Genomic DNA, 17,219 nt, shown 5'->3' with positions numbered 1-17,219 from the left:
ATGAAACGTAGACACCGGGTGTTGGCGTTTCATGTGAAACGTGAACACCGGGTGTCGGCGCTTCATGTGCGAATCACGCGCAGCCTCTACAGCGAGCCCTTGGTGGAAGGGATGCCGCGCACGCGCGCGTCGTACTCGCAGGCATGGCGCATAGCGCGCCCGACGGCCTTGAAGGCGGCCTCTATGATGTGATGCGAGTTCGCGCCCGCAAGCTCGCGCACATGAAGCGTCACACCGGCATCGCGCGCAAAGGCGTAGAAGAACTCCACCGCCAGCTCGGTGTCAAACGTGCCCACGCGCTCGGTGGGAAGCGGAAGGTCGCAATACGCCTGGCCACGGCCAGAGATATCGACTGCCGCCATGACGAGCGTCTCGTCCATCGGGATGGCAACATCGGCGAAGCGCGTGATGCGCGCCTTGTCGCCGAGTGCCTGGGCGAAGGCACGACCGAGCACGATGCCCGTGTCTTCGACGGTATGGTGCGCATCGACCTCGGTATCGCCCAGAGCCTCAACCTTAAGATCGAAGAGCCCGTGACGGCCAAACGCGTTCAGCATATGGTCGAAGAACGGCACCCCCGTATTGATATCGCAAGAACCGGTACCATCGAGCGTGAGCGTGAGCGTGATATCCGTCTCGCCCGTCACGCGCTGGACCGTTGCCGTGCGCGCGCTCGCCGAGAAGAGCTCGTCGAGACCGGCGCTCGTACGCGCCGCGCTTTCGGCGGCCGTGGCAGTGGAGGTCGTTTTGAGGTCGCGCGGCTGCTTCTTGTAGATGGTCATGAGGCATCCTCCTCCAAGAGCTCGGTGAGCGCGGCAAGAACCGCATCGTTTTCCTCGGGAGTACCCACGGTGATGCGCAGGCAATTCGAGAGCCCGGGGGCGTAGCTGAAGTCACGCACCAGAATAGAATACTCGTCCCGCAGCCGCTCGCGCACGTTTCCCGCCTCTGGCACGCGAACGAGGAGGAAATTCCCTTGGCTCGGCCAGACGCGCCCGAGCGGCTCGGGCGCGGTTCGGGCGAGCAGGCTGGAAAGCGCCGCGCGCAGCCGCTCGCGCTCGGCGCGGATCTGGGCCACCACGGGCGCGTAGACGTCGCGAGCTCGCACCGCCGCCAGCGCAGTCGCCTGCGTGAGCACGTTCACCGAATAAATCTGACGCACCGCCGAGAACACCTCGATGACGTCGGGAGCCGCGAGCACGTAGCCGCAGCGAATGCCCGCCGCGCCGAACGCCTTCGACAGCGTTTTGAGCACGACGAGATTCCCATGGCGCGCGAGAAGCGGCACTGCCGAGGTGCCCTCGTCTGCGAACTCCCCATATGCCTCGTCAACGAGCACGATGCCCGGGCAGGCATCGCAGAGGCGCTCCACCGCATCGAGCGGGAAGAGGTCGCCAGTAGGGTTGTTCGGCGAAGTCACGATAACGAGGTTCGCCGTCTGCGCCGCGCGCACGAGGTCATCTACCCGGGGCGCGAAAGACTCGGGATCACGAGCGACGGATAGCGTTTCGGTCTCGACGAGCGAGGCAAAGAACGCGTACTCGCTAAAATCGGGCGGGCAGGTAACGAGTGCGCTCCTGCGCCCCCCGAAGGCGAGCAGCACGTTGAAGAGCAGCTCGTCGCCCCCGTTGCCCACGCAGACCTGCTCGGGATCCAGGCCATGCCAGCGAGCAAGCTCGGCACGGAGCTCGCCGGAAAGCGGATCTGGGTAGCGGTTGAGCGGTGTCGAGGCGAGGGCGGCGTCGATGGCATCGCGCACGCCCGCAGGCAGCGGATAGGTGTTTTCGTTAGCCGAAAGGTTGATGCTCGTGGGCGTGAACTTGGGGTCGTACGGCTCGATATCCACGAGATGCGGCTGGACGAGTGCCCGCATGGCGGGAGAGAGCTGGGCCATGGCTACTCCCCTTCCCGAGCGAAATCGGAAGCCCCGGAGCTCGTCGCGGAAGCGCTGGTGGCGGCGCTGGCGTCATCGCCCGCGCCGGCAACCGCGCCCGCGGCCGCATCGGCAACCGTGGCCGCATCGGCCAGCCCGGCGGCAACGGTCCGGGCATCGTCCTCGGGCCAGGCAACCTGCGTGAGGTCCACAGCGGCAAGCGCATCGAGCCCCACGGATGCCACGCCGCATTCCAGCTTGCGGCGACGAAGCCCCACGGAAAGGGCATGCGCCCAGAGGCCCTCACCCTCGGCGAGCGTCTGCGTCGCAGGTGCGTCGCTGAGCAGACCAGCGGGCGTATAGCATACGACCGACGAGCGCTTGACGAAATCGTCGACCGAAAGCGGGCTCGAGAAGAGGGCGGTACCGCCCGTAGGCAGCGTGTGATTAGGACCGGCCACATAGTCGCCAAGCGGCTCGGAACTCCAGGCCCCCACGAAGATCGCGCCCGCGTTACGGATACCGCCCAGAAGCCCGAGAGCATCCTCGCAGTGAAGCTCAAGGTGCTCCGGCGCCACCGTGTTCACCGCGTCGACCGCCGTGGCTATGTTCGGGGCGATGACGATGGTCCCCTCGTTGTCGAGCGAAGCGCGCGTGATCTCCTCGCGAGGGCTCTGCGCCACGAAGAGCTCGATGGCGCGCTCGACCTCTGCCGCAAAAGCGGCGTCGCAGGTGATGAGATAGCAGGCGGCAAGCGGATCGTGCTCTGCCTGAGCCATGAGATCGGCTGCGACCACGGCAGGCTCGGCGGTGGCATCGGCGAGCACGCAGACCTCGGATGGACCAGCGACCATATCGATTCCCACATCGCCCGAGACGAGCTGCTTGGCCGCGGCCACGTAGGCGTTACCGGGACCAGTGATGACATCGACTTTTTCGATGCTCTCGGTGCCGTAGGCGAGCGCGGCGATGGCCTGGGCGCCTCCCACGGTATAGATCTCGTCCACGCCTGCGATGCGCGCTGCAGCGAGCGTCTGGGGCGAGATGCCCCCGGTCTCGCTCATCTGCGGGTCGTTCTGCGGGGGCGTCACCATCACGATGCGCTCCACGCCGGCGACCTTGGCCGGAATGATGTTCATGAGCACCGTGGAGGGGTACTGCGCACGGCCGCCCGGCACGTAGACACCGGCAGCAGCCATGGGCGTCACCTTGACGCCCAGCATCGTGCCGTCGGCGCGCGTCGTGAACCACGATTGCTCGACCTCGCGCTCGTGAAACGCGCGGATCTGCGCCGCCGCCTTCTCGAGCGCGGCGCGGAAGCTTGGACTCACGAGCTCGAGCGCACGCTCCAGCGCCTCCTGGGGCAGGCGCAGCCCCTCGAGCTCGACGCCATCGAACTGCTTCGAATAGCCACGCAGGGCATCGTCGCCGCGCTGGCGCACATCCTCCACGATGGAGCGCGCCGAGGCAACGACAGCGTCGGGCAACACGCCCTTGCGAATGAGCTGCCCCGCGCGAAGGCACTCGCCGGGTGCCAGGGTGATAGTCTTCATGCTACTTCCAATCAGCGCAAAAGGCGCCCGCCCCCGCGTGCGCCGTGAATATTCCCGTACACTTTAGCATGGTAAAGTTTCATCCACAAAACGGGACGTTGCGGGTGCTGAATGGAAACAATCTGCACATCGGCAGGTGAGACAGTTTGACCCGGCACAACTGTCTCATTACCAAGCGGGCACGCCGATAAAGGGGACCGCGCCGCGAACGGCACCGTCGCGAGCGCCTGCCTCTCCGACATGCTCGCCTACTCTATCGACGTCACCGAGGAGGCGAACACCACCGCTGCCGGCGACACCTATAGGGGCGCCCCTGCAGCGACACGTGGCGCGCCAGCCCCATCGATGCGGAACGCTGGGCAACCGGAGCTGCCGCTCTCGCCGTGCAGACAGCAGGTGCCCAGGCCTCCATCCCCACGCTGGCGGACGCTGAGGCGACGTTCGGCACCCCAGTGCCGCGCTAGAGCTTTTTTGTATCCCAGCTATCGTATACTCAGGGCAGATTGGGCCGCACGCCCCGATCTCAGCTCGAGGGTTAGGGGGTCATTATGGAAGCCATCACGCGTCGAGGTCTTGTGGGTGCCGGGATGTTTATGGGCATGACAGCGCTTGCAGGCTGCGGTTCGCAGCCGCCGGAGCCCGTCGAAGAGGATACCGAGAGCATCGAAGAGCCCGAGCCTCAAGAGAGCGAGCTCACGCCCGAGCAACTCGCTATCATGGAAGATGGTGAGCCGCTGAGCGAGGCGGCAATCAGCGCCAACTGCGCACTCTCCCAGGGCTTTGCGACCACCGACGGGTACTGGGACTACATCTGCGGCGGGGCGGGCATCTATCGCCTGCGCCCCGACGGCTCCAAACTCGAGCGGGTATGGGAGGGCGACGACTTCCATACGGCCAATGACCTCTGCGCCACCGGCGGCGCCCTCTATTTCGCCGGGTGCAATGTCGACGGGCGGAATGCCGATACCATATTTCGCATGGATACCGACAGCCTCGATACCGAGGGCATCCGTTCCTTCCCCGAAGACTCCGCATCGGGCCTCGACCTCGTGCTCGCCGTCATCGGCGGGCGCGTCTTTTTCGCCGATAGCCACTACGACGACAACGGTGCCACGGTTTTCTCGACCGCCCTGGACGGCAGCGACGAGCGCGAGCTCTGGAGCACCGTGCGCTCGCTTCCAACGTACGCATTCACTGAGGACGCCATCTGGTGCGCCGCGGGCGGCGCTGACGACCCCGCGATCGAACGTTTCGACCTCGCCTCGCTAGCCGCGGAGACGCTCCTCGACAGCAGCTCCGGCCTGACGAGCGTCAACCGCATCGTCGCCATCGACGACGCGATCTATTTCGACGCCGGGCTGAACGGACAGCCCGGCATCTTCAAGCTCGAAGCAGGCGGGGAGCCCGTGCACGTGAGTTCAAACCATCTCCTGGGCGCGGCAGGTGGCTACCTCTACGCCTATGGTTCCCCGGGGGAGAGAAGCCTGGATGTGAACTATACCTTCACGCGCATCGACCTCGCGACGAACGAAGAGGTGCCGTTCGATTATCCTGAGCCCTACAACACCCATAACTCGTCATTCCAGTTCTACGGTTTCGACAGCCGCCTGCTCATCAACGTCGGCGACCGCGCCTACGTGGTCTCACCCGAGGGCGAAACCCTCTTCCAGTACACCTTCGCCCCCGAAGGATAGGGCAGCTCAACACAGGGGTTCAACGCCCCGCCCGCGGGCAACGTGTTACCCGCGCCGCCCGCGGGCAGCTGCATACGCTGCAAGCCGATCAGCGAGCATGCGCACGCGTGCATCCAGGCGAGCACGGCCGGGATTCACGAAGAACCGTGCCGTGCACTCCATGAGCTCGCCTGTGATAACGAGATTGTTCTCGCGAAGCGTGGTGCCCGTGGCCGTGATGTCCACGATGCGGTCGGTCATGCCCACAATGGGCCCGAGCTCGATGTTTCCGTGAAGCGTCACGATGTCTGCCGCGATGCCCCGGCTCTCGTACCACGCGCTCGCGATGCGCGGGTACTTGGTGGCCACGCGAAGGCACCCGCGGCGCGCATAGGCGCGGTCGGCCGCGCCCGTTCGGTCTGCAGGCTCGGCCTCGATGAAGCGGCAGGCGCCGTAGTGCATGTCGACGAGCTCGAGAAGGCCGAGGTCCGCCTCGATAAGGGAATCGCGGCCGCAGAAGCCGCAATCGGCCCCGCCGCCCGCCACGAAAGCGGGGGCATCTGTAGCGCGCACGATGATGAACTCCACATCGCCTATAGACGGCCCCGCCAGCCGCGCGGACGCGCTGGCACCCTCGCCTTCGGGTTCCGAACCGGCCGTCCTGCCTCCCTCGGGGATCTCGCCGCCCGCCACCTCGCCACGCAGATCGCGAGCATGGATGATGAGATGGCGCCCCGGATCGCGCAGGCCCGATACGTCGAGCCCTACGGCCTCAAGCGCGGCGATGGTTCCGGCATTGAGCGATCCCTTGGGGACCGCGATGCGCAAGGGCTCCTCCATGGCGCGGGCCACGGCGTGGTCGGCGCTTGCGTCTCGCGCGTCCTCGCTTGCCGTGCACGCACCCTCCAGCCGCTCGAGCGAGAAGGCGAAGCCCGCTGCCGGCACGCGGTCGAGCTCGGGAAACACTCCATCAAACGCCGAGTCGTAGCGACCGCCCGTACCAACGGGATCGGGCAGGTTGCCGGCATAGACCTTGAGCACGAGGCCCGTGTAGTAATCGAAGGAATTCATGATCGAGAAATCGAAGGAAAGCGCGCCGTCCAAGCCGAATGGGGCCTCCGAGCTAGACAGCGTTGAGCCGGCTTTGCCCGCCTGCGCACCCACGGCATCAGGTGCCGCGCCAGCACCCTCTCCAGCCTTGGTGAAGCGCTGTTCCAAGCGTTGCACAAGCGCTCTGAGCTCTCCAGTCAAAGGCTCCTCGATTCCCGCCAGCACAGCAAGCTCGTCAACGCGGTCGAGCGCCTCGATGCCCCCGTGCAGCCGCGGAAGTTCGGAGATGGCCCTGCGAAGCGGCTCGCCGATGGAGCTCTGGGCAAGACGCGTATCAAGGTCGACAAGGTTGTTCGCGTGCACGAGCGAAAGCACGTCGCTCGAGAGCGACGCATCCCCGCAGCGGGCGAGAAGCTCCATGAACGGGCGAACGCTCCCGAACACGATACGCCACGAGGTAAGACCCAGGGCCTGCAGGGATTCGATCACCAGCGAGACCATCTCAACATCGCCCGCATCGCCGCCCTCTCCGATGAGCTCGAAGCCCAACTGCGTGAACTGGCGTGCCGCACCGGAGTTGCGCGGCTGCGCGCGCACGAGCGGAGCCTCGTAACGCAGACGAAGCGGCAGCGCGGCATCCCGCAAGCGCGTTGAGACCAAGCGCACGATGGGAAGCGTGTTATCGGGGCGCACCACGAGCAGGCGCCCGTCGTCGTCAAACAGCTTGAACGGGGTATCGGTGATGCGGCCGCCGCGATCGAGCGAGCTCTTGTCTTCGAGCAGCGGTGTCTCGACCGGCAGATATCCATGGGATTTGAAGCACCCGGCAACCGTCTGCGCGATCTCCTCGCGCGCCTGGGCCTCCTCCGGCAAGATGTCCCGGAATCCCCACGGTGTCGTCTTCATGAGCTCAAGCCCCTCTCATCGTGCTCGCGTGCGGCCTTCACGCCGCACTCGCGCATCGTCCATGTGTATCACCAGTCGCTGTACTTTACCACACTGGAGTATCCGCTTGGAAAACAAAAGGTCAACACGGGGGCACGTGAACGTAACGACCCAGCCGGCTATCTCACGCCCGCGCGCTCGGAATCGAGCTAGAGCGGCTTCGACACTGCGATTGTTCCAACCGGCGGCATGCCATTTCAACTTTTGGGCACTTCGACGCAAGACCGCCGAGTAGACCAACGAAGCAGAAGGCCGCTACCAGGCATTTTGTCGATACGATTCCCTTGGCTACTTGGCAACACCGTCCCAAAGTGCCCAAAAGTTGCAACGAGGGCAAACATAGCTTGAGAAAAGCGCGCACAACGCCTGGATGAGAGCTCCGAGCCGCCCAAAACCATGCAGAACCCCCCGTGCCAAGGGAACCAGGCGTTACACCGCGCTATCTTCCCAGGGCAGCTCTTCCATGCCGAGCAACTCGACCGAGCGCACGTACGAGCCGGCGTCGACGCTCCGCCCACCCACGGTCGCCTCGCCGATCTGGTTGTCGTATGGGTCGATGCGAACTCCAGGGCCAACGGGATCGAAGACGGCCTGGTAGCGCTGGCAAAGGACCGTGCGCCATGGGTCAAGGTTACCGAAGAAGAACCGGCGACGCTCCTCATCGCCCATGCGACGGGAAGAAGAGCCGAACGAGCAATCCGCCCAGGCCCAGCCGGTGGAAGGTGTATAGAAAAGCGCCCAATCGTGAGGGCCGATATCGTCGGGGGCGCTATACAGACCGCTCTGCCACCGCGCCGGAATGCCTAGCCTTCGGCAGAGCGTGACAAACACAAGGGCCATCACACCGCAGTCGCCGCGCAAACCGGAGAGCGCGTAGTCCACGATGCCATCAAGATAGAGATACGCAGGCTGATAGCGGTAGTCGACGTTGCCCGTCACCCAGAGGTAGACGGCACGCGCCACCTCAAGCGGGTCATCGCTCGAGGCTTGCTGGCGAATATGGCGGGCCACGGCATCGACGATCGGCGAAAAGCGCACGTGCGGCGGCAACTCGACGAGGTCGTTCTCGGTCGGGGCGGGCAACGGAGCGGCGACACCCGATTCGTATGCTGCACGCGCGGCCTCGATGCCCTCGGCACTCCAAAGATCGATATAGGGCGCATCGATGCGATAGCGGTATGTGATAGAGCGCACACCGGGACCTGCGAATTCCCAATATGCGGTTCGCACTTGCGCATCCGAAGCCGAAATGCGGGCACCCGGGCTCACCTCGAGCACCTCGACCGAACGCTGTTGGGCGGCATCTACGGCAAGGGGAAGCCAGATGCGCACCGTCTCTTCCGGCGCGGCATCCGTGACCTCCATCGATGCGCGAACGGTAATGCGACGCGAGGCGCCGCCCACCCGTGCCATCTCGGCACGCAAAGCCCGGCGCGGAGCCTGGTCGCGCACCGCAGGGGCAAGTCCGGGCACCTCCGCGGCATATGCACGCAAGCCATCGATGACAGAAGGCAGGTAGCGCACCTCTCCCTCGATGATGCGCCAATCGATGCGCCCCGCGGCCTTCAAGCGCTCAAGATCGTCGTATGAGATGCCGGGGCATTCCTTAGAGAGCTGCTTCAGCGCCTCCTCTTCGGTCACGCAGTACTGCGAACCGAGTCGCGCGAGGCGGTAGAGCTCTAGGCGCAAGCGGGCCGCCATCTCGGGCACCTCGGCGCGGTCGAGGGCCGCGCGGCAGGCGCGAGCCGCATCACGAAGCCGCCCTGCCTCCTTAAGCCGAACCACGTCAGAAGGAAGCGGTATATCCAGGCACTCGGCATCCGCGCTCAGCGCCTGCTCGCCAAGGCAGTCACTCCACGCAGCGCGCGCGGCGAACACGCCCTCGTCCTTCATCGACGCAAGCACCCGGTCCATAGCGACACCCTTTCTGCCAGAAAACCCTTGCGAATCGCTCCCCATGGTATCACGCGCACGCGCGAGCGCAGCGACGCGCTCATCGCCCCCTGCACACGCGAGTGCAGCGATGCGCCCGGCCCCACGCACTCCCGATGGCGCGCAGCGCCGAGGGCCCAAGCCCCTTGCGTCCCCACACCCCCGCCCACAAGCGAGTAAACGCAGGAAGCCCCGGCTTCCTCCTGAGCGCTTCCGCAGCAGCTCGGCTTTGCCGAGCTGCGAGGACCAGCGAAGGAGGAAGCCGGGGCTTCCGTAGGGAGTGCACCCCTTGTTGGCTTACGCCTGATTCACCGAGCCGAACTCCTCCATGAGGGCCTTGGTCTTCTCGACGATGGCGTCACGGCCGGGCTTGAGCAGCTTGCGCGGGTCGAAGCCCTTGCCCTCGAGGTCCTTGCCGGCCTCGACGTACTTGCGCGTGGCAGCAGCAAAGACGAGCTGCAGGTCGGTGTTCACGTTGATCTTGGAGACGCCCATGGAGATGGCCTTCTTGATCTGGTCCTCCGGGATGCCGGAACCACCGTGGAGCACGAGCGGAAGATCGCCCACCTCGGCCTTGATCTCGGACAGGCGCTCGAAGGAGAGGCCGGCCCAATCCTCGGGATACACGCCGTGGATGTTGCCGATGCCGCAGGCAAGGAAATCGACGCCGAGCTCGGCGATCTGCTTGCACTCGTTGGGATCAGCGAGCTCGCCGTTGGAGGTCACGCCGTCCTCGGTGCCGCCGATGCCGCCGACCTCAGCCTCGATGGAGATGCCCTTGGAGTGGGCGAGCTCCACGAGCTCCTTGGTGCGGTCGAGGTTGAGCTGGAAGGTCTCCTCGTGGGAGCCGTCATACATGATGGAGGTGAAGCCGGCCTCGATAGCCTTGAAGCAGTCCTCATAGGAACCGTGATCGAGGTGGAGCGCCACAGGAACGGTCACGCCGGTAGCCTCGACGGCAGCCTTCACCATATCGGCGCAGACCTTGAAGCCGCCCATCCACTTGGCAGCACCAGCGGTGCACTGAATGATCAGCGGGCTCTTGGCCTCTTCAGCAGCCTGGAGAAGAGCGAGCGTCCACTCCAGGTTGTTGGTGTTGAAGGCACCGAGAGCATAATGTCCGGCCTCAGCCTTCTTGAGCATGTCAGCTGCATTGACGAGCATATGAACCTCCAAAAATGGACTGGTCTAAGACACACATAGGATACCACTCACCGATTAATCCGTGGCGCTCATCGACACATGAAAGACGTCGCGCCGAACGCCCTCGCGAGCCCTTTGTGGCTATCCCTGCATGAATGGATTCACTGCGAGCTCGCGGGCGATGGTGGTCGACGGGCCGTGGCCGATGAAGCAGGTCGTTTCGGGCGGGAGCATGCGCGCCATCTTGGCAAGGGAAGCAAGGATGGTCTCTTCGCTTCCACCGGCAAGATCGGTGCGGCCATGGCTCCCCGGAAAGAGCGTATCGCCCACGAATGCTATAGGGGCGCCCACTCCCCGCTCGTCGTCCTCCGTTGCGCCGGGATGCTCCGCATAGAGCACGATACCGCCAGGCGTATGGCCGGGCGTCGCGATGACCGTGAACGCGACGTCGCCGACCGCGACCGTATCGCCCTCATGCAGTAACCGGGTCGGAACGCCAGGATGTTCCGTCTCAATGCCCCACGCGCGCTGGCGCTCAATGCTCTCGGCCACCATATCCACGTCGTCGGCAGGGAGCATGAAGGGGCATTCGCCACCCAGCACGCGACGCATACCCGCGACTCCGCCCACATGGTCGGCATGTCCATGGGTGCACACGATGCCCGCGATGCGGACGCCTTCGTGACGTTCCGCAAAATCGCGCGCCAGCTTCTCGCCCTCCCAGGCGGGGTCGATCACGAGAGCCTCGTCGCCCGCGACAACAAAATACGTATTCGTTTCGATGGGTCCATTGACCACGCATTCCAGGTGCATATGAACCAGCTCCGTTCTCTTTCGCGATTCCCCGAGTTCTCGGGCAAGAATCGGACGCTCGCCGCGTTCTTGGGCCACTTCCGGACAGCCGTCGCGTTCTCGGGCAGCTTTTGGACAATCACCGCGTTCTCGGGCGGAATCGGTACGCTCAGAGCCTCAATTATGGCGAAAAACGGCCCGAGAATGCCCGACGTGTCCGGATGTCGCCCGGAAACGTACACGCGTGTCCAAATCCCGCCCGAGAACGCCGGCCATGTCCGAATCCCGCCCGGCGCGGATGCTCATCCAAGCGCCCACCGCTGGGCCGGCATCCGACCAAGCCCGTACGGCTCGTTAGCCACTCATCAGCTCCTGCGTTTCATGGTGGCGCCGCCCTCGCCAGGCATGAGACGGCGCGCATCGTAGACGCTTTCGACCTGGCTGATCGCCGCGAGCAACGGATCAAGGCCGCTCGCATCGGAAATCTCGACCAAGAAACGCAGCACCGCCATGCCATCGCGCGAAGTCGAGGTGCTCGCCGAAAGGATATTCGCCCCCGCATCGCCGATCGCGATCGTCACGTCCTTCAAGAGCCCCATGCGGTCGAGGCACTCGACCACGATCTCCACCTGGAAGAGCGCGTCCGCCTGGGTATCCCAGCCAACTTCGATCATGCGCTCCGGGTGCTCCATGAGCCCCTTCACGTTGGGGCAATTCGCCCGGTGCACCGAGACGCCGCGACCGCGGGTGATGAAGCCCACGATGTCGTCGCCCGCCACAGGGTTGCAGCAATGGGCCAGGCGCACGAGGAGGCCGTCGCTCGATTCGCCCTTCACGATGACGCCCGAGCTAACGCGCCTGGGGCCGCGCGGCCGGCGGTTCGAACCGCGCGCGGGCTGCGCCGCCGCCTGCTGCTCCGCTTCGGTCTTTGCGGGGGCCTCCGGCTTGGGATCGAGAATCTGCTCCACGCGGTTCCCCACCATGCGACAGGCCACCTTGCCCGAGCCGATGGCGGCAAACAGGTCTTCGAGCTGGCGATAGTTGAGCTGCTCGCACACGGTATGGAGCGCCCGGGTAGAGCGGGCCGTAGAGATGCCGTAACCGCGCTTGCGAAGCTCCTTGGAAAGGATGTCGCGGCCGGCCGCAGCATCGTCGTCTTTGGTCACGGCGGTGAAGTAACGCTTGATCTTCGAACGCGCCGAGGGCGTCTTCACGATGTTCAGCCAGTCGCGCGAAGGCTTCGCGTTCTTGTTGGTGAGGATCTCCACCCGATCGCCCATGACGAGCTCGTGGGCGAGCGGCGTCACCACGCCATTCACCTTGGCACCCACGCAATGATTGCCTACCTCGGTGTGAACGGAGTAGGCAAAATCGAGCGGGGTTGCCCCGGCACGTAGGCTCATGACGTCGCCCTTGGGCGTGAAGACGTAAATCTCCTGGTCGAAAAGATCGACCTTGAGGGTATCCAAGAACTCCTTGGGATCTTCGATCTCGTCGGAAGCAGCCCAATCGAGCGAATGCTTGAGCATGTTGATCTGGTCGTCCAGGCGCTGGGCCTCCGCCGTCTTCGCCGCGCTCGAGCCGCCCGACTTCTTGTAGAGCCAGTGCGCCGCGATGCCGTACTCCGCCTGCTCATGCATCTCGAACGTGCGGATCTGGATCTCGAGCGGGCGCGCCGTGGGGCCGATGACCGTCGTATGCAGGCTCTGGTAGTTATTGAGCTTGGGCATGGCGATGTAGTCCTTGAAGCGCCCCGGCATGGGGTGCCAGAGCGAGTGGACCGCACCGAGCGCAGAGTAGCAATCGCCCACCGACTGGCAGATCACGCGCAGCGCCACGAGGTCGTAGATCTCGCTGAACTCCTTGCCCTTGCGCTTCATCTTCTGGTAGATGGACCAGTAGTGCTTGGAGCGCCCGTTGATCTGGAAGCCCTGGAGCCCCACGCGCTTGAGCTCGTCCGTGAGCGTCTTGATGGTCTCCGCCAGGTAGCGCTCGCGCACCTCGCGGCTCTCGGCCACCATGCGCGCGATACGCTGATACGCCTCGGGCTCGAGGTAGAAGAAGGAGAGGTCCTCGAGCTCCCACTTGATGGAGCTCATGCCCAGGCGGTCGGCGAGCGGCGCATACACGTCCATCGTCTCGCGCGCCTTGAAGAGCCTGCGGTCCTCGCGCAGCGCCGCAAGCGTGCGCATGTTGTGCAGGCGGTCGGCGAGCTTCACGATGATGACGCGGATGTCGCGCGACATGGCGAGGAACATCTTGCGGAGGTTGAGCGCCTGCTTCTCGTCCATGCTGCTCACCTCGATGTTGGTGAGCTTCGTCACGCCGTCCACGAGCCCGGCAACCGTCTCGCCGAACAGGCTCGTCACGTCGGCGAGCGAGACCTCGGTGTCCTCGACCGTGTCATGCAGGAGCGCCGCACAGACCACGTCGCAATCCATGTTGAGCTCGGCCAGAATGATGGCGACCTCAACGGGATGGTTGATATAGAGCTCTCCCGAGCGACGCTTCTGGGCAGAATGCTTCTCCGCAGCGAAGCAGTATGCGTGCTCGACCTTCGCGCAATCCTCGGGGCTCATGTACTTGCTGGAGAGCTGCGCTAAGCGGTCGTAGTTGTCGGCACAGATCTCCTGCGGAAGGTCGTCCGCCTTGGTGTAGTGCACCATCTGCGAGAACGATGTGAGCGACGCGTCGTGCGCCGCGCGGGTTGCAGCATCCATATCGACCCCTAACCTCAGCTCCAGCCCTATGGCGTGATAGGACGGTTCACTCGTGCAAGCATATCATGAGCCGGGGCATCGAGCGCCCAGCCGCGGAATGTTGTAAACGCGAGACGCGTGCGGAGCCCCTCGAGATATCGCGTCGAGCTCGTGAGCGACATGTGCCCGGGCCTCTCGCTCATCTCGATGCGGCGCGCGTCGTCGAAGCCCTCGACTCGGGCGAAACCCAGCTCCTCGAAAATTGCGATGCCGCTCTTGACGGCCCGCTCATCAACCGGGGTGCGCGCGTCGATGGCGAGGCACATGCTCGAGATGTCGAGGTCTGTGGCCGAGAAGCTCTCCTCGCCCGTCTTTCCGCGATGCGACCGCCACATGGTCTGAAGCGCTCGGTAGATGGTCACGAGCTCCTCGCGCTCGGGCGCCGCGGCATCGAGCATGCGCTCGTTGATGCGCGCGTCGCGCGCGGAATACAGCAGGTGCACGGTAGCCGGCTCGCCGTCACGGCCTGCGCGGCCGCTCATCTGGTTGAACTCGGTAGCGGAGAACGGCATGTGGTAGAGCACCACGTGCCGGATGTCGGGCAGGTTCACGCCCTCGCCGAACGCCGAGGTAGACACGATGCACTCAAGCGTGCCGGCGCGGAATGCCTCCTCGATGCGGGTGCGGTCCTCGCGCGAGAGGCCCGCATGGTAGAACGCGATGGCATGGGCGAGCTCGGGCACGCGTTTGCGAAGCGTGCGCGCGAGCTGGGCCGCTTGGTCACGCGAGTTGACATAGACCACGGTCTTCTCCCCCGCCGCCACGATGGAAACGAGGCGGTTCTCGCGGGCCGAGAGGTCGCGGTCGTCCTCGAGCTCGAGGTTCTCACGGATGGTCTTATCAACGACCACACGACTGGTATCAAAAAGCCGGCAAATCTCGTCCGCTGCGCGAGCATCGGCCGTCGCGGTCACGGCAAGGACCGTCGGGCTGCCCAGACGCTCGAGCACATGCGGAAGCTCAAGGTATACGCTCCGCTCGCCCGACCTAGCCCGGGCGGCATGATGCGCTTCGTCCACCACGACGAAGCCCACGCGCCCAGACTGGGCGAAACGCTCCGCGTGGATGGCGAGAAACTCCGGCGTGGTGAGCACGATGTCGAGCGATCCAGCCGCGAGCTCGGCGAACGCTCGGTCGCGCGCGGGCTGGAGCGACTCTCCCGTGAGCACCGCCGCGCGAACGCCGAGGGCGGTGCAGGCTGCGATGAGGTGGAAGGCTTGATCGGCCACGAGCGCGCGAAGCGGGTACACGAGCACGCTTGCACGGCGGTTGACCACCGCCTCGCGGACGGCATGCACCTGGAAGATGAGCGACTTCCCCCGTCCCGTGCCCATGACAGCGAGCGTGTTCATGCCTTGCCCGAGCGCCTCAAGCGCATCGCTCTGGGCGCGGTGCGGCGCAGAGGCCCCGATAAAGGCGTGCAGGAGCGAGCGCGTGAGCTCATCATAGGGCAGCTGTGCAAGAAGGGCGCGGCGCGCGGCGCCTTGCCGGGCGGTAGAGGCCTCCATGCCGGATGGTTCCTTCTTCGGCGTTGCCTCCGACGAAGAATCGCGGGCTGGATCCGTGCTCGCCTGGGCCCGTGCATCGGCATCGCCCGGCGCGTGGCAGAGAATATCCTTCACCATGAGCTTGGGCTTCACCCGACCCTGCCAATGCTCGGCAACCGCCTCGAACACGAGGTCGACCACCGAATCGCAGGCGCACACGGTATCGATCTCGGGGACGCGGAACATGATCGCCGCCACGCTCGCAGCACCATCTGTCGCCGTGAAGCGCATATGGTCGCCGGTTTTTCCCACGCAGAAGCGATCGGCCATGGTCACACCCGTTGCTGCAAGGAGCGGCACCTTGTTGCCCTGGCCGAAGGGCTCGAGAAGCGAAACTTGCTCGATCGTCTCGATATCGAGCTCCGAAAGGCGCACCGTCGTGGCGATCTCGCCCGTGTCCTCGAAGGCCTCGGACGGGAGCTCCGAGAGCACAGCGTCGAGCCGGTCGCGGAGATCGTCCAGCCGGTCGGCGGGAAGCGTCACGCCCACGGCGCCCGCATGCCCGCCAAAGCGGGTGAGCAAATCGGAGCAGCGCTCAACGGCCTCGAAGAGGTTGACCGTGCCCACCGAGCGGCCAGACCCGCGCGCAACGCCGTCCTCGATCGAGAAGAGGAGCGCCGGCACATGGTAGCGGTTGACGATACGGCTCGCCACGATGCCCTTCACGCCCTCGTGCCAGCCCTCTCCCCCCACGACCACCACGCGGCCGCCGGCATAGGTGCTCTCAACGCGCTCGAATGCCTCGTCGGCAAGGGCTGCCTCGATGGACCGCCGTTCCTGGTTGATCTCTTCGAGCTCGGCTGCGAGGCGCCCGGCCTCGATGGGATCGCGCGCGAGCAGCAAGTCGAGCGCGAGCGTGGGGTCCGCCATGCGCCCGGCGGCGTTAAGACGCGGTATGAGAGAGAACGAGAGCGAGTCGGCGGTGACCGTGGAGAGGTCCGTCTTGCTCATGCTGGCGAGCGCCACATACCCCGGGCGCGTCGTGTTGCGCATCTGGTCGATGCCCGCGGCCACGAGCGCGCGGTTCTCGGGGGTGAGCGTCATCATGTCAGAAACAGTTCCGAGCGCGGCCACCTCGAGCAGGCCGTGCCACAGGTCTGGCCGGCCCAAGCGGCCGCCCAGCACCTGCACGAGCTTGAGCGCGACGCCGGCGCCCGCAAGCTCATGCGAGGGACCGTAGGAATCGAGTTTGGGGTCGGTGAGCGGCACACCCTCGGGCACCATGTCCGAGGGCTCATGATGGTCGGTCACCACGAGGTCTATGCCGCGCTCCTGCAAGAAGGCGACCTCGTTCTTCGCGGCGATGCCGTTATCCACCGTCACGACAAGCGATGGATGGCAGGCATCGATCACGCGCTCAAGGGCCACCTCGCTCAAGCCATACCCCTCGTCGAAGCGGTGCGGGATGAAGGGATGAACCTTCGCCCCGAGCGCACGGAGCGCCTCGGTGAGCAGGCACGTCGAGGTAATGCCGTCGACATCGAAATCACCGAAGACCGCGATGACCTCCTCTTCCCGGATGGCGCGCTCGACGCGGTCGGCCACCTCGGCCATGCCGGGAATAACGAGGGGATCCGCCCAGTCGCGCTCAAGAGAAGGCGTGAGGAAGCGCCGGCCCTCTTCGACCGACGAGATGCCGTGCGCGACCATGATGCGCGCCACGAGCGGGGCGATACCGAGCCCGCAGGAGAGCTCGTCGGCGAGGCGCGGATCCTGGTGGGCGACGACCCAGCGATGCGTGGTGGTAAGCGATGCCACAGCGATCACCTCGTCCAAACATCGCATGCCGCCCGGGCAACGATGCGCTGGGGCAAGCGGCGAAGCGGATGAAGATGAAGGGCGCGAGGGCCGCTATAGAGCGACCGCCGCACGTGTGCTATGCGGTTCATGGCGAACGTCCTTATGGAAGTGGCCCGCTGCGGCAGGCCGAGCTGCTGTTCGCCCATCATTAT

Annotated in this window: 10 protein-coding genes; 1 reads left to right on the top strand and 9 read right to left on the bottom strand. The window is 65.2% G+C overall.

Going from position 1 to position 17,219, the window contains the following annotated elements; translation table 11 throughout:
* Nucleotides 1-86: 86 nt before the first annotated feature.
* The 3 genes from hisB to hisD are packed head-to-tail and all read right to left on the bottom strand — an operon-like array spanning nt 87 to nt 3,426.
* A complete protein-coding gene (gene hisB / locus HGEM_RS09380) occupies nt 87-782 on the bottom strand; it encodes an imidazoleglycerol-phosphate dehydratase HisB (RefSeq protein WP_019129182.1) in 696 nt (231 codons plus the stop codon).
* Nucleotides 779-1,894, bottom strand: coding sequence for a histidinol-phosphate transaminase (gene hisC, locus HGEM_RS09375; RefSeq protein ID WP_019129181.1), 1,116 nt, complete (start codon nt 1,892-1,894; stop codon nt 779-781). Before hisC ends, hisB begins: the two co-directional genes overlap by 4 nt.
* Before the next feature lie 2 nt (nt 1,895-1,896).
* Nucleotides 1,897-3,426, bottom strand: coding sequence for a histidinol dehydrogenase (hisD, locus tag HGEM_RS09370; protein WP_019129180.1), 1,530 nt, complete (start codon nt 3,424-3,426; stop codon nt 1,897-1,899).
* A 548-nt stretch (nt 3,427-3,974) separates the two neighbouring features.
* Between hisD and HGEM_RS09365 the strand changes: the two genes are divergently transcribed.
* The gene (locus HGEM_RS09365; RefSeq protein WP_019129179.1) at nt 3,975-5,120 is read left to right on the top strand and encodes a Kelch repeat-containing protein; all 1,146 of its coding nucleotides are present in this window, start codon (nt 3,975-3,977) and stop codon (nt 5,118-5,120) included.
* Nucleotides 5,121-5,165: 45 nt separating this feature from the next.
* Here HGEM_RS09365 and hisG read toward each other — a convergent pair whose 3' ends face one another.
* The 6 genes from hisG to recJ form a co-directional block, all read right to left on the bottom strand.
* Nucleotides 5,166-7,055: an ATP phosphoribosyltransferase gene (gene hisG / locus HGEM_RS09360; RefSeq protein ID WP_019129178.1), complete on the bottom strand. Its 1,890-nt coding sequence runs from the start codon at nt 7,053-7,055 to the stop codon at nt 5,166-5,168.
* Between the two features lie 468 nt (nt 7,056-7,523).
* The gene (locus HGEM_RS09355; RefSeq protein WP_019129177.1) at nt 7,524-9,008 is read right to left on the bottom strand and encodes a transglutaminase-like domain-containing protein; all 1,485 of its coding nucleotides are present in this window, start codon (nt 9,006-9,008) and stop codon (nt 7,524-7,526) included.
* 315 nt (nt 9,009-9,323) lie between these two features.
* Entirely contained in the window at nt 9,324-10,190 is an 867-nt protein-coding gene (gene fba / locus HGEM_RS09350) for a class II fructose-1,6-bisphosphate aldolase (protein WP_019129176.1), read from the bottom strand.
* Between the two features lie 120 nt (nt 10,191-10,310).
* A complete protein-coding gene (locus tag HGEM_RS09345) occupies nt 10,311-10,982 on the bottom strand; it encodes an MBL fold metallo-hydrolase (protein ID WP_019129175.1) in 672 nt (223 codons plus the stop codon).
* A gap of 344 nt (nt 10,983-11,326) precedes the next feature.
* Nucleotides 11,327-13,681, bottom strand: a complete 2,355-nt coding sequence (locus HGEM_RS09340) for a RelA/SpoT family protein (RefSeq protein ID WP_019129174.1) — start codon at nt 13,679-13,681, stop codon at nt 11,327-11,329.
* A gap of 26 nt (nt 13,682-13,707) precedes the next feature.
* Nucleotides 13,708-17,025 carry a single-stranded-DNA-specific exonuclease RecJ gene (recJ, locus tag HGEM_RS09335; RefSeq protein WP_035101666.1) on the bottom strand — a complete coding sequence of 1,106 codons (3,318 nt, stop codon included), beginning with the start codon at nt 17,023-17,025 and terminating at the stop codon, nt 13,708-13,710.
* Between the last annotated feature and the right edge of the window lie 194 nt (nt 17,026-17,219).

The organism is Enorma massiliensis phI (assembly GCF_000311845.1).
In the GTDB taxonomy this organism is placed as follows: domain Bacteria; phylum Actinomycetota; class Coriobacteriia; order Coriobacteriales; family Coriobacteriaceae; genus Enorma; species Enorma massiliensis.
The sequence above is the reverse complement of the archived record's forward strand: the minus strand, read 5'-3'. Positions and strand labels throughout refer to the sequence as shown.